Annotated in this window: 25 protein-coding genes; 13 read left to right on the top strand and 12 right to left on the bottom strand. The window is 66.7% G+C overall.

Translation table 11 applies throughout. The features are described 5' to 3' along the window. The first annotated feature begins 78 nt into the window (after positions 1–78). Positions 79–468, top strand: coding sequence for a carboxymuconolactone decarboxylase family protein (locus U5N23_RS04085; protein WP_322591561.1), 390 nt, complete (start codon positions 79–81; stop codon positions 466–468). A 168-nt stretch (positions 469–636) separates the two neighbouring features. Here the strand turns inward: U5N23_RS04085 and U5N23_RS04080 are convergent, their stop codons facing one another. After that, a complete protein-coding gene (locus U5N23_RS04080) occupies positions 637–1,179 on the bottom strand; it encodes a PAS and helix-turn-helix domain-containing protein (RefSeq protein ID WP_057206148.1) in 543 nt (180 codons plus the stop codon). A 90-nt stretch (positions 1,180–1,269) separates the two neighbouring features. On the opposite strand from U5N23_RS04080, the gene U5N23_RS04075 reads away from it, so the two are divergent. Both U5N23_RS04075 and U5N23_RS04070 read left to right on the top strand, forming a co-directional pair. Next, complete coding sequence (locus tag U5N23_RS04075) at positions 1,270–1,977, top strand: CoA transferase subunit A (protein WP_322591560.1); 708 nt, start codon at positions 1,270–1,272, stop codon at positions 1,975–1,977. Positions 1,978–1,979: 2 nt separating this feature from the next. After that, positions 1,980–2,618, top strand: coding sequence for a 3-oxoacid CoA-transferase subunit B (locus U5N23_RS04070; protein ID WP_322591559.1), 639 nt, complete (start codon positions 1,980–1,982; stop codon positions 2,616–2,618). Positions 2,619–2,722: 104 nt separating this feature from the next. Here U5N23_RS04070 and U5N23_RS04065 read toward each other — a convergent pair whose 3' ends face one another. The 8 genes from U5N23_RS04065 to U5N23_RS04030 all read right to left on the bottom strand — a co-directional run bounded on the left by U5N23_RS04065 (position 2,723) and on the right by U5N23_RS04030 (position 14,003). Further along, a complete protein-coding gene (locus U5N23_RS04065) occupies positions 2,723–3,019 on the bottom strand; it encodes a DUF4148 domain-containing protein (RefSeq protein ID WP_322591558.1) in 297 nt (98 codons plus the stop codon). Positions 3,020–3,079: 60 nt separating this feature from the next. Further along, on the bottom strand, positions 3,080–3,373 hold the full coding sequence (locus U5N23_RS04060) for a DUF4148 domain-containing protein (protein ID WP_322591557.1): 294 nt from the start codon (positions 3,371–3,373) through the stop codon (positions 3,080–3,082). 253 nt (positions 3,374–3,626) lie between these two features. Then, on the bottom strand, positions 3,627–8,306 hold the full coding sequence (locus U5N23_RS04055; RefSeq protein ID WP_322591556.1) for a LamG-like jellyroll fold domain-containing protein: 4,680 nt from the start codon (positions 8,304–8,306) through the stop codon (positions 3,627–3,629). 194 nt (positions 8,307–8,500) lie between these two features. Then, a complete protein-coding gene (locus U5N23_RS04050; RefSeq protein WP_322591555.1) occupies positions 8,501–9,355 on the bottom strand; it encodes an aldolase in 855 nt (284 codons plus the stop codon). A 34-nt stretch (positions 9,356–9,389) separates the two neighbouring features. Continuing rightward, entirely contained in the window at positions 9,390–10,397 is a 1,008-nt protein-coding gene (locus U5N23_RS04045) for an aldo/keto reductase (protein WP_322591554.1), read from the bottom strand. After that, complete coding sequence (locus tag U5N23_RS04040; RefSeq protein ID WP_322591553.1) at positions 10,394–11,428, bottom strand: ABC transporter permease; 1,035 nt, start codon at positions 11,426–11,428, stop codon at positions 10,394–10,396. The genes U5N23_RS04045 and U5N23_RS04040 overlap by 4 nt, the downstream gene beginning before the upstream one ends. Next, entirely contained in the window at positions 11,425–12,945 is a 1,521-nt protein-coding gene (locus U5N23_RS04035) for a sugar ABC transporter ATP-binding protein (protein ID WP_322591844.1), read from the bottom strand. The genes U5N23_RS04040 and U5N23_RS04035 overlap by 4 nt, the downstream gene beginning before the upstream one ends. Positions 12,946–12,956: 11 nt before the next feature. Beyond that, positions 12,957–14,003: a substrate-binding domain-containing protein gene (locus tag U5N23_RS04030; RefSeq protein ID WP_322591552.1), complete on the bottom strand. Its 1,047-nt coding sequence runs from the start codon at positions 14,001–14,003 to the stop codon at positions 12,957–12,959. A 181-nt stretch (positions 14,004–14,184) separates the two neighbouring features. On the opposite strand from U5N23_RS04030, the gene U5N23_RS04025 reads away from it, so the two are divergent. Genes U5N23_RS04025 through U5N23_RS04015 form a run of 3 tightly spaced genes read left to right on the top strand, consistent with a single transcriptional unit; the run spans position 14,185 to position 18,264 of the window. Beyond that, on the top strand, positions 14,185–15,735 hold the full coding sequence (locus tag U5N23_RS04025) for an FGGY family carbohydrate kinase (RefSeq protein WP_322591551.1): 1,551 nt from the start codon (positions 14,185–14,187) through the stop codon (positions 15,733–15,735). Beyond that, positions 15,732–17,507, top strand: coding sequence for a glycerol-3-phosphate dehydrogenase/oxidase (locus tag U5N23_RS04020; RefSeq protein ID WP_322591550.1), 1,776 nt, complete (start codon positions 15,732–15,734; stop codon positions 17,505–17,507). The genes U5N23_RS04025 and U5N23_RS04020 overlap by 4 nt, the downstream gene beginning before the upstream one ends. A gap of 1 nt (position 17,508) precedes the next feature. Beyond that, positions 17,509–18,264, top strand: a complete 756-nt coding sequence (locus tag U5N23_RS04015; protein WP_322591549.1) for a GntR family transcriptional regulator — start codon at positions 17,509–17,511, stop codon at positions 18,262–18,264. A gap of 149 nt (positions 18,265–18,413) precedes the next feature. Here U5N23_RS04015 and U5N23_RS04010 read toward each other — a convergent pair whose 3' ends face one another. Both U5N23_RS04010 and U5N23_RS04005 read right to left on the bottom strand, forming a co-directional pair. Continuing rightward, positions 18,414–18,707 (bottom strand): DUF4148 domain-containing protein, encoded by a 294-nt coding sequence (locus tag U5N23_RS04010; protein ID WP_322591548.1) that lies wholly within the window; start codon positions 18,705–18,707, stop codon positions 18,414–18,416. Between the two features lie 60 nt (positions 18,708–18,767). Then, positions 18,768–19,061 (bottom strand): DUF4148 domain-containing protein, encoded by a 294-nt coding sequence (locus tag U5N23_RS04005; RefSeq protein ID WP_145699468.1) that lies wholly within the window; start codon positions 19,059–19,061, stop codon positions 18,768–18,770. Positions 19,062–19,480: 419 nt separating this feature from the next. Between U5N23_RS04005 and U5N23_RS04000 the strand changes: the two genes are divergently transcribed. The 5 genes from U5N23_RS04000 to U5N23_RS03980 all read left to right on the top strand — a co-directional run bounded on the left by U5N23_RS04000 (position 19,481) and on the right by U5N23_RS03980 (position 23,213). Beyond that, positions 19,481–20,968 carry a protein adenylyltransferase SelO gene (locus U5N23_RS04000; RefSeq protein WP_322591547.1) on the top strand — a complete coding sequence of 496 codons (1,488 nt, stop codon included), beginning with the start codon at positions 19,481–19,483 and terminating at the stop codon, positions 20,966–20,968. Next, positions 20,965–21,372 carry a peptide-methionine (R)-S-oxide reductase MsrB gene (msrB, locus tag U5N23_RS03995; RefSeq protein WP_322591546.1) on the top strand — a complete coding sequence of 136 codons (408 nt, stop codon included), beginning with the start codon at positions 20,965–20,967 and terminating at the stop codon, positions 21,370–21,372. The genes U5N23_RS04000 and msrB overlap by 4 nt, the downstream gene beginning before the upstream one ends. Before the next feature lie 158 nt (positions 21,373–21,530). After that, positions 21,531–22,070 carry a septation protein A gene (locus U5N23_RS03990; RefSeq protein ID WP_322591545.1) on the top strand — a complete coding sequence of 180 codons (540 nt, stop codon included), beginning with the start codon at positions 21,531–21,533 and terminating at the stop codon, positions 22,068–22,070. Positions 22,071–22,075: 5 nt separating this feature from the next. Beyond that, positions 22,076–22,360, top strand: a complete 285-nt coding sequence (locus U5N23_RS03985; protein WP_322591843.1) for a BolA family protein — start codon at positions 22,076–22,078, stop codon at positions 22,358–22,360. 67 nt (positions 22,361–22,427) lie between these two features. Then, a complete protein-coding gene (locus U5N23_RS03980; RefSeq protein ID WP_322591544.1) occupies positions 22,428–23,213 on the top strand; it encodes a peptidylprolyl isomerase in 786 nt (261 codons plus the stop codon). Positions 23,214–23,277: 64 nt separating this feature from the next. On the opposite strand, the gene U5N23_RS03975 is transcribed toward U5N23_RS03980, so the two are convergent. Continuing rightward, a complete protein-coding gene (locus U5N23_RS03975; RefSeq protein ID WP_322591543.1) occupies positions 23,278–24,045 on the bottom strand; it encodes a heparan-alpha-glucosaminide N-acetyltransferase in 768 nt (255 codons plus the stop codon). A 988-nt stretch (positions 24,046–25,033) separates the two neighbouring features. Here U5N23_RS03975 and U5N23_RS03970 point away from each other — a divergent pair. Beyond that, entirely contained in the window at positions 25,034–25,513 is a 480-nt protein-coding gene (locus tag U5N23_RS03970; RefSeq protein WP_322591542.1) for a Spy/CpxP family protein refolding chaperone, read from the top strand. 19 nt (positions 25,514–25,532) lie between these two features. Next, entirely contained in the window at positions 25,533–25,832 is a 300-nt protein-coding gene (locus tag U5N23_RS03965) for a hypothetical protein (protein WP_322591541.1), read from the top strand.

Raw genomic sequence — 25,832 nt, 5'->3', positions numbered from 1 at the left:
GGCAGGGCCGGTGGCGTTGTGCTGCCCGCAGGGGCGGGCCGGCTAACATGGCGGCCCCAACCGTATTGGAGTGCCCGCATGACGCAACCCCCATCCACCAAGGACTTCGACAAAGGCCTGGCCACGCGCAAGCAGGTCATGGGCGAGGACTTCGTGGCCAATGCCTTCGGCAACGCCACCGAGTTCACCCAGCCGATCCAGGAGTTCATCACCCGCAATGCCTGGGGCGATGTCTGGCAGCGCCCGGGGCTGGACATGAAGACGCGCAGCCTGGTCACGGTGGCCTTTCTCACCGCGCTGGGCAAGCAGCACGAACTCAAGGGCCATGTGCGCGGCGCGCTCAACAACGGGGCCACGGCGGCCGAGATCCAGGAGGTGCTGCTGCACGCCAGCATCTACTGCGGCCTGCCCGCAGCGGTGGAGGCATTCCGCACGGCCGCCGAGGTGGTCGACGGGCCGAAGAAGTAAGGCCTAGGAGCGTGCGCGGCAGAAGGAGCATCGGCTGCAACGCCCGACAAACCGGTCTCGCCGGGTATCACCTCGGGCGCCCAGGGGGCCACCCTGGGCTTGTCGGTACTACCCAGCGATCCTCGGTTTTCGGACGTTTCGCTTCGATGCCTTCTGCCGCGCACGCTCCTAGCCTGCGAGCAGCTTGTGCACCAGGTCGGCCGCAGTGGACGCGTTGTACTTGCGCATGAGGCGCGCGCGGTAGATCTCCACCGTGCGGTGGCTGATGTCGAGTGTGCGCCCGATCTCCTTGGAGGTCAGGCCTTCGAGCAGCCGCGCGGCCACTTCGCGTTCGCGGCCGGTCAGCTCGGCCTTCACGGGGCGCTGCGAGCTCAGGTCCTCGAAGCTCCAGATGCCCGAGGCATGGGGGTCTTCGCGGTTCAGGGCGCGGCCTGACACATGGCACCAGAACACCTCGCCGTTGGCGCGCTTCATGATGCGGTTGTCCGCGTAGTGGCCCTTGGCGTTGAGGATGGGCTCCATGTGCGCGCCCAGGCGCTCGTATTCGTCGGCGCTCGGATAAAGTACCTGGAACGACTGGCCGATCAGCAGCTCGCGCGAGGCGCCGAACATCTCGCAGACCTGCCGGTTGCAGTCCACCATGGTGCGGTTGCGCGAGAGCACCAGGCCCACGGGGGCCATGTCAAACGCGAGTTTGTAATCAACGTCCATCGGTGGCGTCCATAGTGCAAGTCTTTACGGGGTACTACCTATTCGGGTACGTAGTATCGTAGCGTATCCAACATTCGCAAGGAGATCGTGGTGAACAAGATATTTCCCTCCGCAGCCAAGGCGCTGGAAGGCGTGGTTGCAGATGGCCAGTTGATGGCTGTCGGCGGTTTCGGGCTGTGCGGTATCCCCGAGGCCCTGATCGACGCACTGCGCGATTCGGCCGTGAAGAACCTCACCGTGATCTCCAACAATGCGGGCGTCGATGGCTTCGGCCTGGGCAAGCTGCTTGAGACGCGCCAGATCAAGAAGATGATCTCTTCCTACGTGGGCGAGAACAAGGAGTTCGAGCGCCAGTACCTGGCGGGCGAACTGGAGCTCGAATTCACGCCCCAGGGCACGCTGGCCGAGAAGCTGCGCGCCGGCGGCGCGGGCATCCCGGCCTTCTTCACCAAGACCGGCGTGGGCACAATCGTGGCCGAGGGCAAGGAACTGCGCGAGTTCGACGGCGAAACCTATGTGATGGAGCGCTCGCTGGTGCCCGACGTGTCGCTGGTCAAGGCCTGGCGCGCCGACCAATCGGGCAACCTGCAGTTCCGCCTCACGGCGCGCAACTTCAACCCTGCGGCCGCGACGGCCGGCAAGGTCTGCATCGTCGAAGTGGAAGAGATCGTGGAAACCGGTGCCATGGAGCCCGACCAGGTCCACCTGCCCGGCATCTATGTGCACCGCATCGTGCACAACGCCCACCCTGAGAAACGCATCGAAAAACGCACCATCACCGAGAAAGCAGGAGCCTGACCATGCCGTGGACCCAAGACCAGATGGCCGCACGCGCGGCGCAAGAACTCGAAGACGGTTTCTACGTGAACCTGGGCATCGGCATTCCCACGCTGGTGGCCAATTTCACGGGTGACAAGGAAGTGTGGCTGCAGTCCGAGAACGGCATGCTGGGCATCGGACCCTTCCCGACCGAAGACGCGGTGGACGCCGATCTGATCAATGCCGGCAAGCAGACCGTGACCACCATCAAGGGCTCGTCCATCTTCGGCAGCGACCAGTCGTTCGCCATGATCCGCGGCGGCAAGATCAACCTGTCCATCCTGGGCGCCATGCAGGTCAGCGAAAAGGGTGACCTGGCCAACTGGATGATCCCGGGCAAGATGGTCAAGGGCATGGGCGGCGCCATGGACCTGGTGGCCGGCGTCAAGCGCGTGATCGTGCTCATGGAGCATGTGGCGAAGAAGAAGGACGGCACCGAAGACTTGAAGATCCTGCCCCAGTGCACCTTGCCCCTCACGGGCGTGGGCGTGGTCGACCGCATCATCACCGATCTGGCCGTGCTGGACGTGACGCCCGAAGGCCTCAAGCTCATCGAGCTGGCCCCTGGCGTGAGCTTCGAGTCCCTGCAGGCCAAGACCGGCGTGACCGTGTTGCAGTGAGCCGAGCGCGGCCAGCCAAGGCAAAAGGCCGGTGCCCCTCGCGGGGCACCGGCCTTTTTGCATGGATGCTGCAGTGCGGTCTGCAGCCTGCCTTGCCTGCTCGATTACAGGGCGCTGATCTTCTCGCCCGAAGGGATCTGGCCAGTGCGCACAGCCTCGGCAGCGGCGGCACGCACCGCAGCACGGTCAGCCGTCGATTGGTAGGTCACGACGCGCGAGCCTGCTGGCTCGATGCTGCGCGTCTGCGCCACGGTAGCGGCTTCGGCAGCCACTTCGGCGCGGGTGCGGTTCGTGTCGAACTTCAGGGCGAACTGCGATCCATCGGCTTCGTCGGCATGGGCACCGAAAGCGGAGAAAGCAGCCACAGCGGCGATGGAGAGGAAACGTGCAGTCTTGTTCATGGTGATCTCGATTCTTTATTGGGTTTGACAGGGGGTCAGGTCAGTTCAATCCGGGGCGGCTTACAGCGCGCCGATTTCGCCAGAAGAGATCTGGCCGGTGCGCACAGCGTCAGCAGCCTGGGCACGCACGGCAGCGCGGTCAGCGGTGGACTTGTAGGTCACCACGCGGGAGCCAGCAGGCTCGATGCTGCGGGTCTGGGCCACGGTGGCGGCTTCAGCGGCCACTTCGGCGCGGGTGCGGCTGGTTTCGAATTGGGTGGCGAATTGCGAAGCATCGGCTTCGTCGGCCTGGGCACCGAAAGAAGCGAAAGCGGCAACAGCGGCGATGGAGAGGAAGCGTGCGGTCGTGTTCATGATGAAATCCTTGGAAGAAAAAAGTGACTCAAAAAAACCGGGACAAAACCATTTCGAACCGGGTTCGGTGAGTCGCCTTGCGGGTTCGGCTCATCGATGGGTTGAACTGTACGCCGCGGGCGATCAAAGAAAAACCACCCAGTCACGAACTGACTGTTCCAGTTTTGGAAACAGTGGTGCGATAAGCGGGCAAGAAAAAAAAGCCCGCGTCTGCAGTGCAGCCGCGGGCCAGGGGTGCGCTTCGCGCGGGTGTTCAGGGCAACTGGCTCCAGTTCTGGTTGTTGCCGCCGTTGCAGGTCCAGGTGAGCAGGGGAATGTCCTGCGCCGTCGAGTTGTTGGGCACGTCGAGGCAGGCGCCCGATGCGCGGTTGCGCACGGTCGAGCCGGCCAGCGTCCACTGCGCCGTGTTGCCCACCGTGCAGGCCAGTTGAACGACCCCCGCACCACTGGTGGCCGCGCTGTCCTGTGCCAGGCACAGGTTGCTGTGCTTGGCCACCAGTTGCACGTAGCCACCCGCGAGGTTGCGCACCGTGAAGGTCTCGTTGTTCGCCGTGCCGCAGGGCCACTGGATGGCGACAGCGCCGCTGGCAGCCGATGCCCCGCGGATGTTGACGCACAGCGTGCTGTGGCTGGAGCGCAGGCGCGTGGTGAACTCCGACGCCGTGTCCAGCGAGCGAACGTAGTCGGCCAGCGCCAGCCGGTCGGCCGCGGGCAGGCCTGCCACGTTGCCGTGGCCGCCGGTGATCACGTCCAGCACGCTGGCCTTCTGGCCGTTGTGCAGGTAGGACCTGGCGGCCCAGCTGCCGATCAGCGTGGGTGTGTCGAAGCCCACGCCGGCCAGCGGCTGGTTGGCGCCCTTGCCCGAGGAGGCCTGAATGCTGCCCACGTCGTGCCGCAGGCCGTCCTGGAAGGTGCCGCCCGCATGGCAACTGGCGCAGTTGGCGTTGGCGAACAGGGTCTGCCCGCGCGCGGCCTCCACCGTGAGGCTGCCGTCGGCCGCGCGCGCCGGGCTGCGCATGTACTTGTTGAGCGAGGCCAGGTAGGCCGCCAGGTCGTCGAGCTGCGCATTGCGGCCGGCCTTGGGCGCGCCCAGCGGGTCGCTGGTGGCGGCAAAGTCCGCGTCGCTCAGGAACCCGGTGCCGCCGAAGGCGCTGCGCATGTCGTTCTCGAAGTCCTGCACCTCGTCGAAGTTGGCGCTCCAGTGGAGCTTGCCGTGCCCGGTGCCGCGCCGGCCCTGCAGGCTGATGGTGCGGCGCAGGCCCTCGCCGCGCTGGGTGAAGTCCCAGACCATGCCGTCGTCCCCGCCGTCGGCGTGGCAGCTGGCGCAGGACATGTAGTTGTCCTTGCTCATGCGCCGGTCGGCCGCGTTGTAGAACACCAGCTTGCCGCGCAGCGCAGCCGCTGCCATGGGCTCCTGCGCCACCGTGGTGATGTTCTGCAGGAACACGGCTGCCGCGCTGCGCGAGGCCAGCACATCGGCCACGTCGTGCACGGTGACCGAGCGCGCCAGGAAGTTGTTCACGAACAGCCGCTTGCGCGCCGCGTCCAGGTACAGGCCATGGGGCGCGCTGCTGGCGTTGATCTCGCCGCGCACGGCACGGGTGTAGGCATCGACGATGGCGATGTTGTTGCCCTCCATCTGCGCCACGAACAGGTAGTCGCCCGCCGGGGAGAAGAGGGCGGCGCGCGCCGGTGCCCGGTCGTCGAAGTCGATCTGCTCGGGCAGCAGGTGCGTGGCCTGCGCCAGGTCCACCTGCGAGAGGATGGAGCGCACCGTCTGGTCGTGCAGCAGGTCGCCACCGTCGCGGAAGCGCCCGCGCACGATGTTGTCCTTCTTGCCCGGCAGCACCGCGCGCGAGCCATCGGGCGAGACCACCACCTGGCTCAGGTAGTTGGCCACGCCGCGTGCGCTGTTCTCGGTGTCCACCGTGCTCGTGTCCACCGGCAGGGCGATGGTGGACAGCAGGCCCATGGTGCTCAGGCCCACCTTGTGCAACTGCCCGCCCGTCATCTTCGACTTGAAGCGCGTGACGTAGACCGTCTGCGAGTCGGCCGCCACCGCGATGCCGCGCAGGTCGCCCTCCAGCGCCAGCGTGCCCGTGGTGCTGCCATTGGCCGGGTCGAAGGCGATCAGCGTGGACTTGCTCTCCAGCGTCAAGAGGCCCTTGCTGCCATTGGGCGTGAAGGCCACGCCGTAGGGCCCGCTGCCGTAGGGCAGGGCCACCGTGGCCGAGATGCTGCCATCGGCCGGGTTCAGGGCCACCAGCTTGTCCTCGCCCTGCACCGTGACCCAGATGCGGCCATCGGGGGCGCGCGCCAGGGTCTTGGGCTCGTCGCCCACGCGTGTCTCCCAGCGCTTGGTCAGGGCCTGCGCATCGATGGCCGCCACCGTGCCGCTGTCGGGGTTCACCGCATAGACGCTGTTGGCATCGCCCACGATGTTGCTCGAGTGCGTGGGTGCTGTGGCCGTCGTCGGGAAGATCACCGTCACGTTGTAGGTGTAGAAGGTCTCCTGGCCCGCCGCATTGCGCACCGTCAGGGTCACCGTGTAGTGGCCGGGGCGGTTGTAGCTGTAGGTGGTGTTGGCCTGGGACGAGAAGGCGGTCTGCGTGCCGTTGCCGAAATTCCAGCGGTAGGTGACACCGCCGTCACCGCCCAGCCGGGTCGGGTCGAAGCTCAGTTGCCCGTTCACCAACTGCGGCCCGCCGCTCACGCCGGCGTCGCCGATGATGGCCTGGGAGCGCAGCTGCGTGACGTCGGCATCGCTGAGCACGCGGCCATAGACGCGCACGTCGGCCAGGCTGCCGCGAAAGAAGTCGGTGTTGCCCTGGATCTGCCCGAGCAGCGCGAACTTGTTGGACAGGCCCTTGGTGCCCGTGAGCCCGGTGGAACTGGTCTTGGTGCCGTCGATGTACAGCGTCTGCGCGCCCGAGGCCGCGTCGCGCGTCATCACCACATGGTGCCAGTTGCCGTCGTTCACGGCTGCGGTGGAGCGGGTGCCGGGGTTGTTGGCCGCCACGTTGCCCACCGACAGGTTCAGCCGCCCGGTGTTGTCGATCCAGCCCCAGAATACGTCGTCCGCACCGCCCGACTGGTCGCGCCCGAAGAGGCCGGGCGCCGTCCAGGCGTTGGCCGAGCCGGCCTGCGTGGTCTTCATGTAGAACGCCAGCGAAGCCGTGCCGCCCAGGGCGGTGGCCACGCTGTCGTTCTTGAGCGGCACACCGCCCGAGCGCTGCGCGAAGTTCAGGCCAATGCTGCTGAACTGGTCGGCCGCCGAGGCCGTGCCGTTGTTGGCGCCGATCTCGTCGGTCAGGGTGCTCGATAGCGGCCAGTGGTTCATCAGGCTGATGTCGGTGGCATTGCCGGTGTGGAACACCGCCTTGTACTCGGCCGCGATGCCGTTGCCCGCATAGTCCTTCACGCCGCCGGCCGTGAGCACGATCTCATAGCTGGTGCCGGCCTCCAGGGGTTGCGTGGGGTGGAAGTTGATGATGCCCAGCTGCACGCTGTAGGTGCCGGCCAGTGCATTGCCGTTGAGCGGGCGCACGATGAAGGTGCTGGCGTTCACGCTCTCGGGCAGGATGCTGTCCGTCAGACCCACGCCGACGCGCGAGGTCAGCGCCTGCTGCCTGGCGCCGTTGGTGGGCGAGGTTTGCTTGACGGCCGGTGGCGTGGTGTCGCGCGCCGTCTGGTGCACGATGAAGCCGCTGCCCGAGCCGTGGTCGTTGCCGATGAACAGCAGGTTGCCCATGGGCGCCACCTGGCCGTGGTCGGAGTGCGAGTACTCGGGATCGTTGGTGGCGAACAGGCTGCCCTGGCCCACCTCGACATGGTTGAGCGGGTTGCTCACGTCCACCTTGTGCACCTTGAACTGCGCGCCCTGGAACACGTAGTGGTCCTGCATGCCGCAGTACAGCTGTTCGTCGATGACCAGCCGGTTGTCCTCCACCACGAACTGCGTGCGGTCGTACAGGTCGTAGCTGTACATCTTTGCGCCGCCGCCGCGCGCCGAGGCGTGCAGGTTGCGTCCGTCGAAGCAGGTGGCGTAGTAGACGGGGTTGGAGCCCACGGTGTCCAGCACCTTGGGGTTGAGCGGGTCGGAGATATCGAGGCTGGCAAAGCCGTCGGTGTTGTCCATTGAGGTCAGCACCATGTGATTGCCCATGGTGAAGATGGGCCCGACGCGAAAGCCCCCGAGCTCGCCGGTGGGCACGGGGTTGGGCTTGCCCGCACCGCGGTTGGCGATCACGGCATTGGCCGGGTCGCTCGCATCCACGATGTAGACGCCGTCGTTGGCCGAGGCCACGTAGACGTAGGGGGCCTGCCACCACAGCTGCCAGGCCACGTTGGTGTAGTCGCCGCCGTTGACAGTGGGCAGTGCCAGCTTCTTGACCTGCTGGATGTTGTTGATGTCGGTGAAGTCCCAGAACTCGATGCCCTTGGTGCTGGGCACCACCACGTACTGCTTGCCGCCGATCTTCGCGGTGCCGAAGGCATGGGCCTCGCGGAACTCCTTGGTGCGCCCCTCGGGCTCGTAGATCTTCTTGGCGAGCGCGATGGCGCGCGGGTTGGATACGTCGTACAGCAGAAAGCCGCCGGGGCCCAGGCCGCTGTCGGGCGCGAACGAGGTCAGGAAATAGCCATTGAGCATGATGCCCACGTTGAGCCCGTAGTCCTTGCGGCCGGGGTAGGTGGCCGGCACGTCGCCCGAGGCGCGGGTGATCATGGAGACCGGCTTGAACAGCTCGGCCGAGGTATAGGTCAGGTTGCCCAGGCCCGGCCCCTGCAGCGGGAGCGGAACTTCGGCGGCCTGCGTGACCGCAGCCGCCATGGTGGTGAGGGTGGTCATCGGACTCACCCCCGTGATCGCCGCATGCGTCAGCAAGGTGGCGAACGGCAGCAGCAGTGCCATCAGGTAATACCGGATTTTCATCGTCGTCTCCTGTGTGTGTGGTCCTTGGTGAACCTTCTTCCTCGATCTTTCCGACAGCCCGGCGCAGGCGCGCGCAGGCACGCCGGCCAGTGGCGTGGACGCCACCGGCCGCAGGGCGCTTTCTCCTGGGTTCCCTCTTTTCTTTTTCTGTGCCCTTCAGTGCGCAGCCATGCGCGCGTGGTGCTTGCGCTGCATCAGGATGCGTGCGTTCCTGTGCTGTAGAGGTCCCAGGCGGCTGCCGCGCTGGCGCCGCGGTGGATCATGGCCATCAGCGCATCGACCACGGCCGAGGGCTTGGCGTGCTGGTACACGTTGCGCCCGTAGACCATGCCCACAGCCCCCTGGTCGAGCAGCACGCGCGAGCGTGCGAACACCTGCTGCAGGTCCTCGCGGCCGCCGCCGCGCACCAGCACCGGGCAGCGCGCGGCCTGCACCACGCGGTGGAATTCGGCGGGGTCGGTGGTCGGGTCGGCCTTGACGATGTCGGCCCCCATCTCGCGCGCCAGGCGCACCAGGGTGACGATCTTCTCGGCGTCGCCATCGACCATGTAGCCGCCCTGGTCGCTGTGCGGGCGCATCACCAGCGGCTCGATCATCAGCGGCATGCCGTAGCGGTCGCAGTCGGCGCGCACGCGCGCGATGTTCTGCACGCACTGGCGGAACAGGTCGGGTTCATTGGGCAGCATGAACAGGTTGACCACCACGCAGGCGGCATCGCGCTGCACGGCCGGCAGCACCGGGTCGTGTTCGTTCTGCAGCAGGGCCCACATCACGCGGTGCGCGGTGGCGTTGTAGGGGTTGCCCATGTCGATGCGCATCACCAGCGCCGGCTTGTTGCGGCCGGGGCGGTCCTGCAGCAGGTCGGCCTGGCCGTAGTTGAGCTGGATGGCGTCAGGCGCGGCGGCCACGAGCTTGTCCATCACCTGCGGCATGTCCTCCAGGCCATTGAGGAAGCTGGGCTCGTTGCACACGCCGTGGTCGAGTGCGATGTCCAGGCAGCGGCCGTTGGTGAGCAGGCGGTTCAGGCGTGCGGTCTTGTCTTTCGACATACGAAGAAGTCCTTGGGTTGGGGGTGGATACGGGTCAGGCCAGGGCCTTCAGGTGGGCGCTTGCGGCATCGTCGATGCGCTGCACGGCTTCCTCGGGCAGCTCCAGCGCGCCTGCGGTCGCGTTCTCGGTGGCCTGCGCCCGCGTGCGCGCGCCGCACAGCGCCACCGACACGCTGCCGCTGGCCAGCGTCCAGGCGATCATCAACTGGCCAAACGAGCAGCCGAACTGCCGGCGCAGGGGCTCCAGTTCGTCGAAGAAGGTCTTGAGCCTGGCTCGGTTGCCGGTGCTGAAGCGCGGGTTGCTCGCGCGCTGGTCATCACCCGTGAACTCGCGCGCCGGGTCGATGGGGCCGGCCAGCAGGCCCAGCGCCAGCGAGGAATAGCCCAGGATGGCCACGTTGTTGCGGCCGCACAGGGGCAGCAGGGTCTGCTCGATCTCGCGGTCGATCAGGCTGTAGCGCTCCTGGGCAGCATCCACGGGCCCATGGCGCAGGTACTCGGCCAGGGTCGGGGCATCCACATTGCTCACGCCGATGGCGCGGATCTTGCCCTGCTTCTTGAGCGTGAGCAGAGCGTCCATGGTCTCCTCGACCGGCGTGGTGCTGTCCTGCCAGTGGGTGATGTACAGGTCGATGTAGTCGGTCTGCAGACGCTTGAGGCTTTCCTCTGCTTCATGGAAGATCGATCTGCGGCCCAGGTGGCGGTACACGGGGTGGCCGTCTTCGTCGAAGAAGTGCGTGCCCTTTTGCGTGTGCCACACCAGGCCGCACTTGGTGGCGATCACCGCCTCGTGGCGGCGGCCCTTGAGCGCGGCGCCCACGAGGCGTTCGGAAGCGCCCAGGCCATAAGCCGGTGCGGTGTCGATCAGGGTCACCCCGGCGTCGAGCGAGGCATGGATCGCCTCGACGGCGGCGGCACTGTCCTGGCCGCCCCACATCCAGCCGCCCATGGCCCAGGTCCCGAGGCCAATGGCCGAGCACTCGATGCCCGAGGGGCCGAGGGTGGTGGTCTTCATCGCTGCGTTCATCATCACGGCATTCATCGCTTGGTCTTTCGTGTGTTCATGAGGTGGTCGATGGTCACGGCCGCGAGCAGGATCAGGCCCTTGATCACGTCCTGCCAGTACGGCGATACGTCCAGCAGGATCAGCGAGCTGGTCACCACCGAGAGCAGGGCCAGGCCCAGCACGGCGCCGAGCACCGTGCCCGAGCCGCCCTTCAAGCTGGCGCCGCCGATCACGGCGGCGGCAATCACGTTGAGCTCCATGCCCACGCCGAAAGTCGGCGTGGCCGCGCCGAAGCGCGCGGTGTAGATCACCCCGGCCAGGCCGGCCGAGGCCGCGCACAACACCGTGACCCAGAACTTCACGTGGCCCACGCGGATGCCCGAGTACAGCGCCGCCTTCTCGTTGCTGCCGGTGTAGAACACGCGGCGCAGCAGGCTGGCGCGGCGCAGCACGAAGTCGCTGACCACCACGATGGTCAGGAAGATCAGGATCACCGCCGGGATGCCGAGCACCGTGCCCTGGCCGATGAACTTGAACGAGGCCGGCAGCGAGAACAGCGACTGGGGCGTGCCCTGCGTGAGTGCCAGGCACAGGCCGCGCACGATGACCATGAAGGCCAGCGAGGCGATGAAGTGGTTCAGCCCGATGCGCACCACGCAGCCACCGATCATGGCGCCGATGAGCGCGCTGGCGGCGATCGCGATGAGCCCAGCCGTCCAGGGATCGAAGCCCATCAGGAAGAGCTTGCCCGTGACCACCATCGCAAAGCACACCACCGAGCCCACCGACAGGTCGATGCCGCCCACGATCAGCAAGATGGTCATGCCCACCACCACGATGCCCTCGATGGAGAAGGACAGCAGCATGGCGCGGATGTTGTCCCAGGTCAGAAAGTAGGGCGAGGCGAAGCTCATGCCCACGCAGAGCACCAGGATGATGACCAGAAGGCCCATCTCGCGCATGCTGGTGAGCTTGGTGCCGCCGGGCTTGCCGGGGCCTCCCGGTGCCTGGCGCGGCGGATGCAGGCCGGCCACGCTGCCGGCGTTCAGTTGTGCGGGGTGATTCATGCCGTCTCCTCTTGTCGTCGTTCCAGTCCCGAGGCCAGCCGCAGCAGGGCCTCTTCCGTCATGTCCTTGCCTTGCACCTCGCCCGCGACGCGGCCGTCGCGGATGACGAGGGCCCGGTCGCACAGTCCGATGATCTCGGGCAGCTCCGAAGAGATCACCACCACGCCCACGCCCTGGCAGGCCAGGTCGCGCAGGATGTGGTGGATCTCCGACTTGGCGCCCACGTCCACGCCGCGCGTGGGTTCGTCCATCAGCAGCACCGCCGGGTTGGTGGCCAGCAGCTTGGCAATGGCCACCTTCTGCTGGTTGCCGCCCGACAGGCTGGCCACCTCGATCTGCACGCCGTCGGACTTGAGCTTCAGGCGCGCGCCCAGCTCCTGCGCCAGCCGGTGCTCGGCCACGCGCTGCAGCAGGCCCCAGCGCGAGCTCACGCGCGCCAGCGCCATGGAGGCGATGTTCTGCGCGATCGGCAGGTCCAGGTACACGCCTGCGGCCTTGCGGTCTTCGCTGAGGTAGGCGATGCCTGCGCGCAGCGCATCGCTGTACTTGCGGATGGAGAGCGGCTTGCCGTTGAGGCGCACGCTGCCGCCGGTGGCGGGGCGCAGGCCGCACAGGGTCTGCGCCAGTTCGCTGCGCCCCGCGCCCATGAGCCCGGCGATGCCCAGGATCTCGCCGCGCTGCAGGGTGAACGAGACGCCGTGCACGCGCTCGCCATCGGCCAGGCGCTCCACTTCGAGCACATGCTCGCCGCGGTCCGCCTCCTGCTGCTTGGGCGGGTAGTAGTTGCCCAGGTCGCGCCCGACCATGCGGCGCACCAGGCCATCGGCATCGAGCTCGGCCAGCGGGCCCGAATGCACGTTGCGCCCGTCGCGCAGCACGGTCACGCGCGTGCAGTGCGCAAAGATCTCGGCCATGCGGTGGCTGATGTAGATGATGCCGATGCCCTGGTCCTTGAGGTCGTGCAGCACCCTGAACAGGGCTGCCGACTCGTTGTCGGTGAGCGCGGCGGTCGGCTCGTCCAGGATCAGCACCTTGCAGTCGAGCGTGAGCGCCTTGGCGATCTCGATCAGCTGCTGGCTGGAGATGGGGAGATCGTCCGCGCGCGCAGCCGGGTCGATGTCCTGGCCCAGCCGCGCCAGCACCTTGGCGGCACGCGCGTTGATGTCGGCGTAGTCCACGAAGGCCTGCCGGCCGGCGTTGATCTCCGGCATGAAGATGTTCTCGGCCACGGTGGCGTCGCCGCACAGGGCGATCTCCTGGTGCACCAGGCCGATGCCCAGGCACATGGCCTGGGCCGGACCATCGATGGCCACCGGGCGGCCGTTGAGCGATATCTCGCCCGCGTCCGGCTGGTGGATGCCATCGATGATGTTCATCAGCGTGGACTTGCCCGCGCCGTTCTCGCCGCACAGGGCGTGGATCTCGCCCGCCTGCAGCGAGAAGTCCACGCCCGAGAGCGCATGCGAAGCGCCGAAGCGCTTGCTGATGCCGCGCAGCGCGAGCAAGGTGGAACCCATGGCGTCGCTGCTCACTCGCTGATGCCCTTGGTGCCGCGGCGCGCGAGGTACTTGTCCCAGTAGAAGTCGTCGGCGTTGGCCTTGCTGACCACGGCCAGGCCGTTGTCCAGGAAGGGCACGGCCATGGGGTTGGTGCCGTTGCGCTTGGCGTCGTTCATCGGGTCGATGAGGCCGGGGTTCTTGGCCAGGAACAGCATCATCATGCCCATGTAGCCCTGCATGCCCTGGTTGGGGTTGATGGCGCCGAACACGTCGCCGGACTTGATCATGTCCAGGATCTTGGCGTTCACGTCGCAGCACATCACCTTGATGTTCTTCTTGGTCTCCACCTTGGCCTGTGCCGCACCCAGGGCCGAGTTGGCTTCGGGCATGAACAGCGCGCCCAGGTTGGGGTTCGCCTGCGCCAGGCTCTGCACCGCCTGGTAGGCCTTGTTCGGGTCCTGGTTGCTGGCAGCGCGGCCCACCAGCTTCATGCCGGGGTGCTTGGTCTTCATGCGGTTGATGAAGGCGGCGATGCGGCGGTCGTGGTTGTCCTGGCCGGGGTTCTCCAGCACGGCGAATTCGCCCTTGCCGCCCAGCGATGCAGCGATCGCGTCGGCGGCCTGCGCGCCTTCGCGCTCGTTGTCCGAGGTGATGAACGAAGTGCGCTTGGAGTTGGGCGAATCGGCCGCGAAGGTGACCACCGGGATGCCCATGGCCGCTGCGCGGTTGATGGGCTCGATGAACGGGTCGGGGTTCATGGGGTGCAGCAGGATGCCGGCGGGCTTGCGCGCCAGCTCCTGCTCGAACGAGGCCAGCTGCTTGTTCACGTCGTACTCCGGCGTACCGGTGTAGCGGGTGCGCACGCCCAGCGTGCGGCCCAGCTGCTTCATCATTTCGTAGACCGGAAACCAGTACTCCACGCCCGAGACCATCACGTTCATCACGTAGACGTCGCTGGGGTTGCCGCGCAGGCCACCCGCTGCGGCGAGGGCTGCAGCAGGTTGCTGCGCGAATGCGCTGGTGCCGGCCAGGCCGATACCGGCGGCGGCTGCGGACTTCAGGAAATTACGCCTCATTTTTTGTCTCCTCTTGTTGAACGGTGCAGCATGGTGTGCTGCTTTCTCCAGGGCTGCGATGGGGTGCTTGGTGTCACGACAGTTGTTATGACAGGTAGAATGTAATCTTGGATCGAATCGCCAGATAGTTAGGGGAAACACTACTGGATATGCCGGCTGGTTCGGCGGAAGCTGTTATGACATGAAGACCCAACTACTCATTGGCATCGACCTCGGGTCGAGCAGCCTCAAAGCCCTGGCCCTGGAGGCCGCGAGCGGCCGCACCGTGGCCCTTTCCCGCATGCCCCTGCAGCACGACCGCTTGCCCGGTGGTGGTTGCGAAGTGGGTGCATCCATGATCCGCTTGGCCCTGTCCACCGTGCTGCGCGACGTGGCGCACCAGCTTGGCAACCGGGTGGCCGATGTCCGCGCCATCGGCTGCACCGGGCACGGTGCGGGCCTGTATGCACTGGATGCCCGCAATGAACTGGCCGGCGGCCGCGCCGTGGCCTCGACCGACCAGCGCGCTGGCGCGCGGGCAGAGTCCCTGGCAAGGAGCCATGGCCCGCAATTGCGTGCCGATGTCGGCTGCCAGCCCTGGCCGGGCCAGCCCACCGTGATCGCGGCCGAGCTGCTGGGCGGTGGCGCGGTGCGCAGCGGCGCTCTGCGGCGCCTGATGTTCGCCAAGGACTATGTGGGTTTTCTGCTCACGGGCGAAATCGCCACCGACGCCAGTGATGTCAGCACGGCGGGCCTGCTCTCGATCACCACGGGCACCTGGTCGCCGCTGGCCTTTGCGGCCTCGGGCATCGCCGATCTGTCGCCCCAGGCCTTCGGGCCGCTGGTAGACAGCGGCGAGGTGATCGGCACGTTGCAAACCTCGGCCGCACAGGCGCATGGCCTGCCCGCGGGCATTCCCGTGGCCATGGGCGCCATCGACCTGCTGGCGTCGATGACCGCCATCCGTGCCGAAGAGCGTGGCCGCGCGGTCTCGGTGCTGGGCACCTGGTGCGTGAATGCCGTCATCGGCCCGGTGGTGGAGCCCCGGCCCGACGTGGTGGCGGTCGTCAATTTCGGGCCGCGCGAGCGGCGCCTGTACATGGAGAACAGCCCTTCGTCGATGGCCAACATCGCCTGGCTGGCCGGCGTGCTGGGCCTGCCCGATGCGCGGGCCGTGGTTGACCTGGCGATGTCGGTGCCGTTCGGGGCCGGGGGGCTGCGCTTCTTGCCCTTCGTGAACGGCGGCGCTGGCGTCACGGCCGGGTTTGTCGGCCTGCAAAGCCACCACACACGCGGCGACATGGCGCGCGCCGTGGTCGACGCGGTCGCTGCGCTGCACGCGCGCCATACCTCGCGCCTGGCGGCCGGCGGGCTGCCGGTGTCGGCCTCCACCGTGCTCGGTGGCGGCGCCAGCGACACGCGCCTGGTGCGCCTGCTCGCGGGTCTGCTCGGGCACCCGGTGGAGCGCTGCGCCGACGACGAGACTGGTGCGCGCGGTGCGGCGATCTATGCGGCGATGTCGCAGGGCATCGATACCCACCCCTTGCGCGCGCCCTGCGACACGGTCGAACCCGACGCCGGCCAGGCGCGGGCCCATGCGGATTTCAATGCCTACTTCAACGAACTCATAGCCACCATGTCCCCTGTATTCGGCCATCTGGCGGGCACATCGCCGGGCACGGCCCCGCCACGGCCAGCGCTTGCCGCCACCCCTGCCACCACAGCCGCGCAGAGCGCGGAGGCCTTGCCATGAGCCCGCTCGCACCACTGCCTTTCGTGCGCCCGGCCGCCGTGGCGGGGCGCCACTTCTCGACCGTGATCGTGGGTGCCGGCATCAACGGCGTGGGCGTGTTCCGCGACCTTGCGCTGCAGGGCGTGGACTGCCTCATCGTGGACAAGGGTGACTTCAGTGCCGGCGCCAGCAGCGCGCCCTCGCGCATGATCCACGGCGGCCTGCGTTACCTGGAGAGCGGCAGCTTCTCGCTGGTGGCCGAAGCCACGCGCGAGCGCAACCTGTTGCTGCGCAACGCGCCGCACCTGGTGCAGCCGCTCAAGACCGTGGTGCCGCTGTCGAGCTTCTTTGGCGGGCTGATGAGCAGCGCGCTCAAGTTCCTGGGCCGCACGCCGCCCCAGCGCACGCGCGGCCTGCTCGCCGTGGCCGCCGGGCTGCGCCTGTACGACCTGTTGGGCCGGCGCCAGCGTGTGATGCCCAACCACCACATCAGCCGCGTGCAGCCGGCCGACCGCCTGCTGTTCCGCGCGGCCGTGCGCTGGACGGCGACCTTCTTCGACGCCTGGATCAGCCACCCCGAATGGCTGGTGCTGGAGCTGTTGCGCGACGCCTGCCGCGACCAGCCGCGCTCGGCGGCCAGCAACCACTGCCGCGTGATGGGCTGCGCGGGCAAGACCCTCACGCTGCGCGACGAAGTCACGGGCGAGGTGGTGCAGGTGACGGCCGATGCCGTGGTCAATGCCAGCGGCGCCTGGCTCGACCGCAGCACCGAGTTGTTGGGCGGCGCGGGGCCGCGCGTGATGGGCACCAAGGGCTCGCACCTGGTGCTCGACCACCCCCTGCTGCGCGACGCGCTGGGCGGGCGCATGGCTTACTTCGAGGCGCTGGACGGGCGCGTGTGCATTGTCTACCCGTTCCTGGACCGGGTGCTGGTGGGCTCCACCGACATCCCGGTGGACGACCCCGACCAGATCGCCACGGAGCCGGCCGAGGTGGACTACCTGCTGGACGTGCTGGGCGAGGTGTTCCCCAACCTCGCCTTCGGCCGCCGTGACGTGGTCTACACCTATGTGGGCGTGCGGCCGCTGGCACGCTCGGACGCCGACAAGCCAGGGCAGATCTCGCGCGACCATTCGGTGGTGATCGATGCACCCTCGCCATCGCGCGACATCCCGGTGGTGGGGTTGGTGGGTGGCAAATGGACCACCTTCCGCGCGCTGGCCGAGGAGGCCACCGACGAGGTGCTGCGCCTGCTGGGGCGCGGGCGCACCGCCTCGACCCGGCAGTTGCCCATTGGCGGCGGCACCGACATGCCACAGGGCGCCCAGGCGACCGAGCGCTTCATCGACCGCATTGCCAAGGACGCGGGCCTGGCGCGTGCCCGCGCACAGGCGCTGCTGCGCCGCTACGGCTCCCAGGCCTCGCGCATGGCCCAGCATTTCAAGGTGGCGGGTGACGAGCCGCTGCAGCATGCCCCCGATTATTCGGTGGCGGAGGTGGCCTGGCTGTGCACCGAAACCGGCGTGATCCACCTTGACGACCTGGTGATCCGCCGCACGCTGCTGGCCATCCGTGGCCTCGTCACGGACGCGGCGCTGGCCGAAATGGCCGGCATTGCCGGGCAGGCATTGGGCTGGGATGCCGGGCGCGAACGGCAGGAGTTGCACAATTGCGCCAGCGCGCTGCGCGAACGCCATGGCGTGCGCCTGGCCACGGCAGCGCCCGATACCGATGCGGCAGCGCCGGCCTTCCATGCACCATTGACCATCCATCCGGCCCTGAGCCCGTCCTGACGTGAACGCACCGACCGAACTCCAGCCCCTGCTCGACCGCAACTCCGAATCGCCCCTGTGGGCGCAGTTCCGCGATGCCCTGCGCCTGCAGATACTGCAGGGCGAACTGGCCATCGGCGCCAAGCTGCCCTCCGAGGCCGAACTCGGCGAGCAGTTCGGCATTTCGCGCATCGTGGTGCGCGAGGCGCTGGCCGACCTGGTGCGCAACAACCTGATCTACAAGATCAAGGGCCGCGGTGCCTTCGTCGCGGCGCGCGAGCGCGATGAGGATTTCGTCTCCACCGTGCTCGGCTTCTCCGATGAGATGGAGCGCAAGGGCCGCTCGGTGCGCACCCAGGTCCTCCTGCAGCAGCTGCGCGACCCCACGCCGCAGGAGATCAGCGCGCTGGGCCTCACGGACGACACCCAGGTGGTGGCCTTGAAGCGGCTGCGCAGCGTGGATGGCGAGCTGCGCCTGCTGGTGGAAACCGTGGTGCCTGCCGACCTGGCGCCCGGCCTGCACCGCATGCGCCTGGACGACCGTTCACTCTACGATGTGCTGCGCCGCCAGTACGGCGTGCGCCTGGTGCGCGCCGAGCGCTGGATCGATGCCGTGCTGCCCGACGCCGAGACCTGCGAACTGCTGCAACTGGCAAGCCCCGAGCCGCTCTTGCGCATTGAGTCCATCGCCTACGGTGCCAATGGCCGTCGTCTGGAGTACTACAGCGCCTTGCACCGCTGCAAGTCGAGCCGGCTGCATGTGCAAACCACGACGTGAACCTCCGGGGCCGATCCCAAAGAAAAAGGGCTCCTGCACAGGAGCCCTTTTCAATGGTGCCCGTTTCCGGGCAGAGAGGGGAAACACTTCCACATGGTGGCGGCACCCACGACCGTGAGATGCCACCACCATGGGAAGGCCCGCATTCTTTACATGGCGCCGATTTCGCCCGAAGGGATCTGGCCCAGGCGCACAGCCTCGGCAGCGGCCGCACGCACGGCAGCACGGTCAGCCGTCGATTGGTAGGTCACGACGCGCGAGCCTGCTGGCTCGATGCTGCGCGTCTGTGCCACGGTAGCGGCTTCGGCAGCCACTTCGGCGCGGGTGCGGTTCGTGTCGAACTTCAGGGCGAACTGCGAGCCATCGGCTTCGTCGGCATGGGCACCGAAAGCGGAGAAAGCAGCCACAGCGGCGATGGAGAGGAAACGTGCAGTCTTGTTCATGGTGATCTCGATTCTTTATTGGGTTTGACAGGGGGTCAGGTCAGTTCAATCCGGGGCGGCTTACAGCGCGCCGATTTCGCCGGAAGAAATCTGGCCGGTGCGCACAGCGTCAGCAGCCTGGGCACGCACGGCAGCGCGGTCAGCAGTCGACTTGTAGGTCACCACGCGGGAGCCAGCAGGCTCGATGCTGCGGGTCTGGGCCACGGTAGCGGCCTCAGCGGCCACTTCGGCGCGGGTGCGGTTGGTTTCGAACTTCGTGGCGAATTGCGAAGCATCGGCTTCGTCGGCCTGGGCACCGAAAGAAGCGAAAGCGGCAACAGCGGCGATGGAGAGGAAGCGTGCGGTCGTGTTCATGATGAAATCCTTGGAAGAAAAAAGTGACTCAAAAAACCGGGACAAAACCATTTCGAACCGGGTTCGGTGAGTCGCCTTGCGGGTTCGGCTCATCGATGGGTTGAACTGTACGCCGCAGGCGATCAAAGAAAAACCACTAAGTCGCGAACTAACTGTTCCAGTTTTAGAAATAATAAATAGGATAGAAGGGCTGGGTTTACCCGTATTTCATACCGCTGCAATTGTTCAAAAAGATAGCAACAAAGTCTTTGCGGTTAAGGAATTTGGTCAATTCTTATTGTTGTGAAGCCGGGATGACGCTGCCTGCCGATCAGGCTCAATCATTGCAACGACTGAAACGACTGGTCACAAAGCGGCTGCAGACCCCTCTGCATGCCCCGCCTGCCAGCGGGGCATCGCCCCTGGGAGACAATCCGTGCATGAACATGTCTTCCGACGGCGAGGCTGCTACTGCCGCATCCGGCCTGGCCTGGCAGCACGGCTTTGCTGCGCTGGGTCCGGCTTTTTTCACCGGGTTGCAGCCCACGCCTTTGCCCAGCCCCCATTGGGTGGGCACGAGTGCCAGCGTGGCGCACCTGCTGGGCCTGGACGCGGCCTGGCTGCGCAGCGATGCGGCCTTGCAGGCTTTCACGGGCAATGCCTTGCTTGCGGGCTCGCGCCCCTTGGCCAGTGTGTACAGCGGTCACCAGTTCGGCATCTGGGCCGGTCAGTTGGGCGATGGCCGGGCCATTCTGCTCGGCGAGACCGCTGCAGGGCTCGAAATCCAGCTCAAGGGCGCAGGCCGCACGCCGTATTCGCGCATGGGAGACGGCCGGGCGGTGCTGCGCTCGAGCATCCGCGAATTCCTGTGCAGCGAGGCCATGCAGGGCCTGGGCGTACCGACCACGCGTGCGCTGTGCATCACCGGGTCGCCCGCATCGGTGCGCCGCGAGGAGATCGAGACGGCGGCCGTGGTGACGCGCGTGGCGCCGAGCTTCATCCGCTTCGGCCATTTCGAGCATTTCTCGGCCAACGACATGGACGAGGAGCTCAAGGCGCTGGCCGACTACGTGATCGACCGCTACTACCCGGAGTGCCGGGGATCGGCCCAATTCGGCGGCAACCCCTATGCCGCGTTGCTGCAGGCGGTGAGCGAGCGCACGGCGGTGCTCATGGCGCAGTGGCAGGCCGTGGGTTTTTGCCATGGGGTGATGAACACCGACAACATGAGCATCCTGGGCCTGACCATCGATTACGGGCCATTCCAGTTCCTCGATGCCTTCGTGCCCGGCCATGTCTGCAACCACAGCGACACCCAGGGCCGCTACGCCTACAACCGCCAGCCCAACGTGGCCTACTGGAATGTGTTCTGCCTGGCACAGGCGCTGCTGCCGCTGATCGGCGACCAGGAGTTGGCCATGGCCGCGCTGGAGTCGTACAAGACCGTTTTCCCTGCCGAGTTCATGGCCCGCATGCGCGCCAAGCTGGGCCTGGGGGAGGTGGCCGGCGAGGGCGATGCGGACCTGATCGACGGCCTGCTGGTGCTGCTGGCCAAGGGCGGTGTGGACTATCCCATTTTCTGGCGCCGCCTGTCCCACGCTGTGGGCTCTGGTGAATTCGAGCCCGTGCGCGGCATGGTGCCCGACCAGACGGCCTGGGACACCTGGCTGGAAAAATACCTTGCCGAGCCCCGGCTGGCGGATCGCAAGCGTGCGTCTGAGGCCATGCTGGCCACCAACCCCAAGTTCGTGCTGCGCAACCATCTGTGCGAAGAAGCCATCCGCGCGGCGAAACTTGGCGACTTCGGCCCACTCCAAACCTTGCAGCGGCTGCTGGAGCGCCCATGTGAGGAGCATCCCGGGCACGAGTCCTACGCTGCCTTCCCGCCCGCATGGGCTTCTTCCATCGAGATCAGCTGTTCATCATGACCTATCCCGTCCACAAGACCGATGCCCAATGGCAGGCCGTGCTGCAGGAAAAAGGGGCCGAGCCCGGCGCCCTGCAGGTAACGCGCTTTGCCGCCACCGAGCGGCCCTTTACCGGCAAGTACGAGGCCCACTGGGCCGATGGCAGCTACCACTGCATCTGCTGCGGTGCCAAGCTGTTCGACTCGCACACCAAGTTCGACGCGGGCTGCGGCTGGCCCAGCTTCTCCGAAGCCGTGCCCGGCGCCATAAAGGAAATCGTGGACCACAGCCATGGCATGTCGCGCACCGAGACGGTGTGTGCACAATGCGGGGCCCACCTGGGCCATGTGTTCGAAGACGGCCCCCAGCCCACCGGCCTGCGCTACTGCATGAATTCGGCCTCGCTTGACTTCGACGACAAGTGAAATGACGCACCCCCTGAGTCGCTTCGCGCCTTCCCCCTCAAGGGGGACGCCGCCAGCGCGGCGGGGCGGCCCTTGCGCGGCGGCCACTGGTCTGGCCAGCGCGGGTTCTGCAGCCTGAGGGCGCTGCGCAAAACATGAAGAATTGACGTTCGCATTCAATGAAAATCCTGCTCGACTTCCTTCCCATCGTCCTGTTCGTCGCCGCCTACAAGTTCTACAACATCTATGTGGCCACCGGCGTGCTGATGGCGGCCACGGTGGTGCAGATGGCCCTGATCTACCTGATCGACCGGCGGCTGCAGACCATGCACAAGGTGACACTGGCGCTGATCCTGCTGTTCGGCACGCTCACGCTGGTGCTGCAGGATGACCGTTTCATCAAGTGGAAACCGACGGTGCTCTACGGCGCCATGGCCCTCGCACTCGCCGTGGCGTTGTGGATCCTCAAGAAGAACTACCTCAAGCTGCTGCTGGGCAGCCAGATGGAGCTGCCCGACGGCGTGTGGATGCGCCTGAACGTGGCCTGGGTGATCTACTGCGCCTTCATGTCGGCCATCAATGCCTACGTGGTGCTCAATTTCAGCACCGAGGCCTGGGTGGAGTTCAAGCTCTGGGGCTATGCCTTCCCGCTGGTTTTCCTGGTGGCGCAGGGCATCTACATCGCTCCCCACCTCAAGAATGACGAGCCCGCCGCATGACCACCATGGCCACGACCGATACGAGCACCGTGCCCAGCCTGGCCCGGCAGATGCACGAGCGCCTGGCCGAACGCCTGGCGCCCACAGCGCTCGAAGTGATCGATGAAAGCGCCGACCACGCGGGGCATGTGGGGGCCAACGGCACGGGTTTTGGCACCCATTTTCGGGTGCGGATTGCCTCACCTTTGCTTACAGGCAAGAGCCGGGTGGCGCGCCATCGCCTTGTGTATGATGCGCTGCAGGAATTTTTGGATGCGGGCGTCCACGCCCTCGCTATTGAAATCCTCTGAACCGGCCCCATTGTCCTCATCTGCCGGATTTCAGCTGGCAATTACTTTCTCATTTTTTGGATTCCGCATGAAGAAACAGCTCCTGTCCGGCCTCGTGGCCGCTGCCGTGCTGGGCACGATGGCCCTGCCCGTTTCCGCCCAGAATCTCGCCATCGTCAATGGCAAGGCCATCCCCAAGGAACGCGCTGAGGTGTTCAAGCGGCAACTGGCCAACTCGGGTCGCCCCGTGACGCCCGAAGTCGAAGGCCAGATCAAGGACGAACTGATCACCCGCGAAGTCTTCATGCAGGAAGCGCAAAAGCGCGGCCTGGAAACCTCGGGCGATTTCAAGGTCCAGATGGAAATGGCGCGCCAGACCATCCTGATCCGTGAACTGTTCCTGGACTTCCAGAAGACCAACCCCGTGACGGACGAGGAAATCAAGGCCGAGTACGACAAGTTCGTGGCCGCCAACAGCGGCAAGGAATACAAGGCCAGCCACATCCTGATCGAGAAGGAAGCCGACGCCAAGGCGGCCATTGCCGCCATCAACAAGGGCGCCAAGTTCGAAGAGATCGCCAAGAAGCAATCCAAGGACCCAGGCTCCGGTGCCAATGGCGGCGCCATGGACTGGGCCAACCCTTCGAGCTACGTGTCGGAATTCACCGAAGCCATGATCAAGCTCGAAAAGGGCAAGATGACGCAGACGCCCGTCAAGAGCCAGTTCGGCTACCACATCATCCGCCTGGACGACGTGCGCCAGGCCGAGCTGCCCAAGCTCGAGGACGTGAAGCCGCAGGTTGCCCAGCAGCTGCAGCAGCAAAAGCTGGCCAAGTACCAGGAAGAACTGCGCACCAAGGCCAAGATCGAGTAACCGATCCCCTGCCTTCCAGCACAAACGCGGCCTCGGCCGCGTTTTTTCATGGGGCCTGCCGGGATCAGGGCTTGTGGATCCAGGCCAGCCCCATCACGATGGAAATGAGCACCGGCTGGTGCACCATGTAGAAGCTCAGCGACCAACGGCCCAGCACGGCCAGGGGCGAAAGCGCGGCTGGCAGTCGCACCAGCAGCAGTCCGCCGGGGCGGCGCAGGGCCCACTGTCCGGCGGCCAGCCCCCACCAGAGCACGCCCAGCCAGGGGAAGATGGGCACGTAGTCCTCGGTGAAGGGCTTGCGCGCCACCAGCCCCAGCCAGTTGAGCGTGCGGGCATTGAAGGCCGGTGCGAGCTCGCTCCAGGCCCCCGTCAGCAGGTGGGTGGCCGCCACGGGCAGGGCCAATGCCACCAGGCCGCACAGCCACAGCCATGCGCCCCACCCGGCGGTGAAGCGCGCGATGAGCAGCATCACCGCCATGCCGTGCAGCACGCCGAAGTAGATGAAGCTGCGCGGGAACATGAAGAACGAGCCCAGGCTCACCAGCAGGGCGCAGCCGGCGATCTGCAGCCAGCGGCGGGTGAATCGCTCCAGGCTTTGCCCCTGGTGCAGCGCGATGGCCTGGCCCAGGCCGGCGCAGAAGAGGAACAGGCTCAGGATCAGGGTGCGCTGTGTGGTCCACACCGGGTCGGTGCGGAAATCCTGGGGCCAGAGGCCGAAATGGGCCAGGTCGAAGCAGAAGTGGAAGGCGGCCATCCAGAGCATGGCTACTGCGCGCAGGGCGTCTACGGCTTCGTAGCGGGGGGCGGTGGATGGGTTTGAGAGTGGGTTCATTCGTGGCGAACGCGCTGTAGATCGCTGGGGTGTCAGTGGGTGGATCGTAGCGCGACTGGGGTTCACTGCTGCTGGTGGCTGTAGGGGTGTCTGTTGTGTTCAAAGGGCGGAGGCCGGGATGTGCGCCCGGCGGCGCACCTACTTGTCTTTTGCGTCGCCAAAAGAAAGTAGGCAAAGAAAAGGCGACCCCCAGTCTGCGTCCCCCGTACGCCCTGTCGGGCGAACGGGGGCAACCTGCGATGCTCGGAACTGGGGTGGTGCCGCAGAACTCGCTGCGTTCTTCGAACTCCGCTCAAACAGCTGCGGCAAGTCAGATGACGAAGCGTGTGTGTCCTTCGGCACACACGCCCACCCCAGCCCCTGCGCTTCTCGGCGCAGCCAGCAGGGGTGGGGAGCGGGTACCACACGGCTGCTGCTGCGCAGCTGCGCCTGGGGTCGGGGACGCGCGCGGTGCGCGCTGCCGACGGGCGGCGCAGCCGCCCTGGCGAGCCGAGCGCAGCGAAGGACCACAGGCCGAGCGAAGCAATGGCCCGCATGGAGCCCGCTCCCACCCCCTTCTGACCGTGCCGAGAAGCGCAGGGCCTGGGGTGAGCGCGTGCCGAAGGACACGCGCCTCGTCATCTGGCTCGCCGAAGCTGTTTGACCGCAGCTGCCTCGCAGAGGCAGCGCAGGGAGTTCTTCGGCGTCACCCCAGGACCGAGCATCGCAGGCTGCCCCCTCGTACGAAGTGCGAGGGGGACACGGGCAGCGGGGTCGCCTTTTCTTGGCCTACCTTCTTTTGGCGACGCAAAAGAAGGTAGGTGCGCCGCCGGGCGCACATCCCGGCTCCCGCCCTTGGCAAAGGCATGCAGCAAACACGGAAAGCGCAGGTGGAGAGGCCCCCGTAGATACATTCTGAAATAAACCGAAACTGCCCCGAGACCCCCCCAAAACCGCCCAGGCGCACCATAGGACCCATGTTCAACACCGTCCATGAAAGGACTGCACCATGAAACCCTGGATCCAAAAAACCCTGGCCGGCGTCTTCGGCGCCACCATCGTCCTGGGCGGTCTGACCGCTTGTGCAGGCGGCCACCGACACGGCGAGATGGGCCCTGAGAAGATCGCCGAAATCCGCGGCAAGGTCGTCAACCGCGTGAGCAGCAAGCTGGACCTCACCGATGCCCAGAAGGTCAAGCTCAATGCCCTGGCCGACACCCTGCAGGCCCAGCGCGTCGCGTTCAAGGGCAAGACGCCCGACCCGCGCGCCGAGGTGCAGGCCATCGTCGCCGGTGCCACCTTCGACCGTGCCCGCGCCCAGGCGCTGATGGACGAGAAGACCCGTGCCGTGCAGACCGCCAGCCCCGAGGTGATCGCCGCCATGGCCGACTTCTATGACAGCCTGAACCCCGCGCAGCAGCAGAAGGTGCGCGAGATGATGGACAAGCGCGGCCGCCATGGTGGCGGTGGCTGGATGTCCCGCGGCTGAGCGCAGGAAGGAGCCCCGCATGTCACCCACGCTGGAACCCATCCACACGCTCACCCAGCGTGTGCGCATGCACGGCCCCCGCCTGCTGGCGGGCCTGCCGGACCCCCATGACGAGCTGATGTCGCTGGTCTGGGGCCCCCGCTTCGACCGCGAGCACGCCATGGGCCTGCTGGCGCGGCAGCCCGAGCATGCGGCCCTCACGCTGCCCGCCCTGCTGGACGCGGCCGACCGCTTCGACGCCCTGCACACCGGTGCCAAGCACCGCCTGCGCCAGCTCATCGTGCGCCACCGCGCGCTGGGTGGCGCGCTGGACAGCTGA

Origin of the sequence: Acidovorax sp., from assembly GCF_034519795.1 — a bacterium.
Taxonomy (GTDB): domain Bacteria; phylum Pseudomonadota; class Gammaproteobacteria; order Burkholderiales; family Burkholderiaceae_C; genus Acidovorax.
This window is presented reverse-complemented; position numbering and strand designations above follow the sequence as displayed.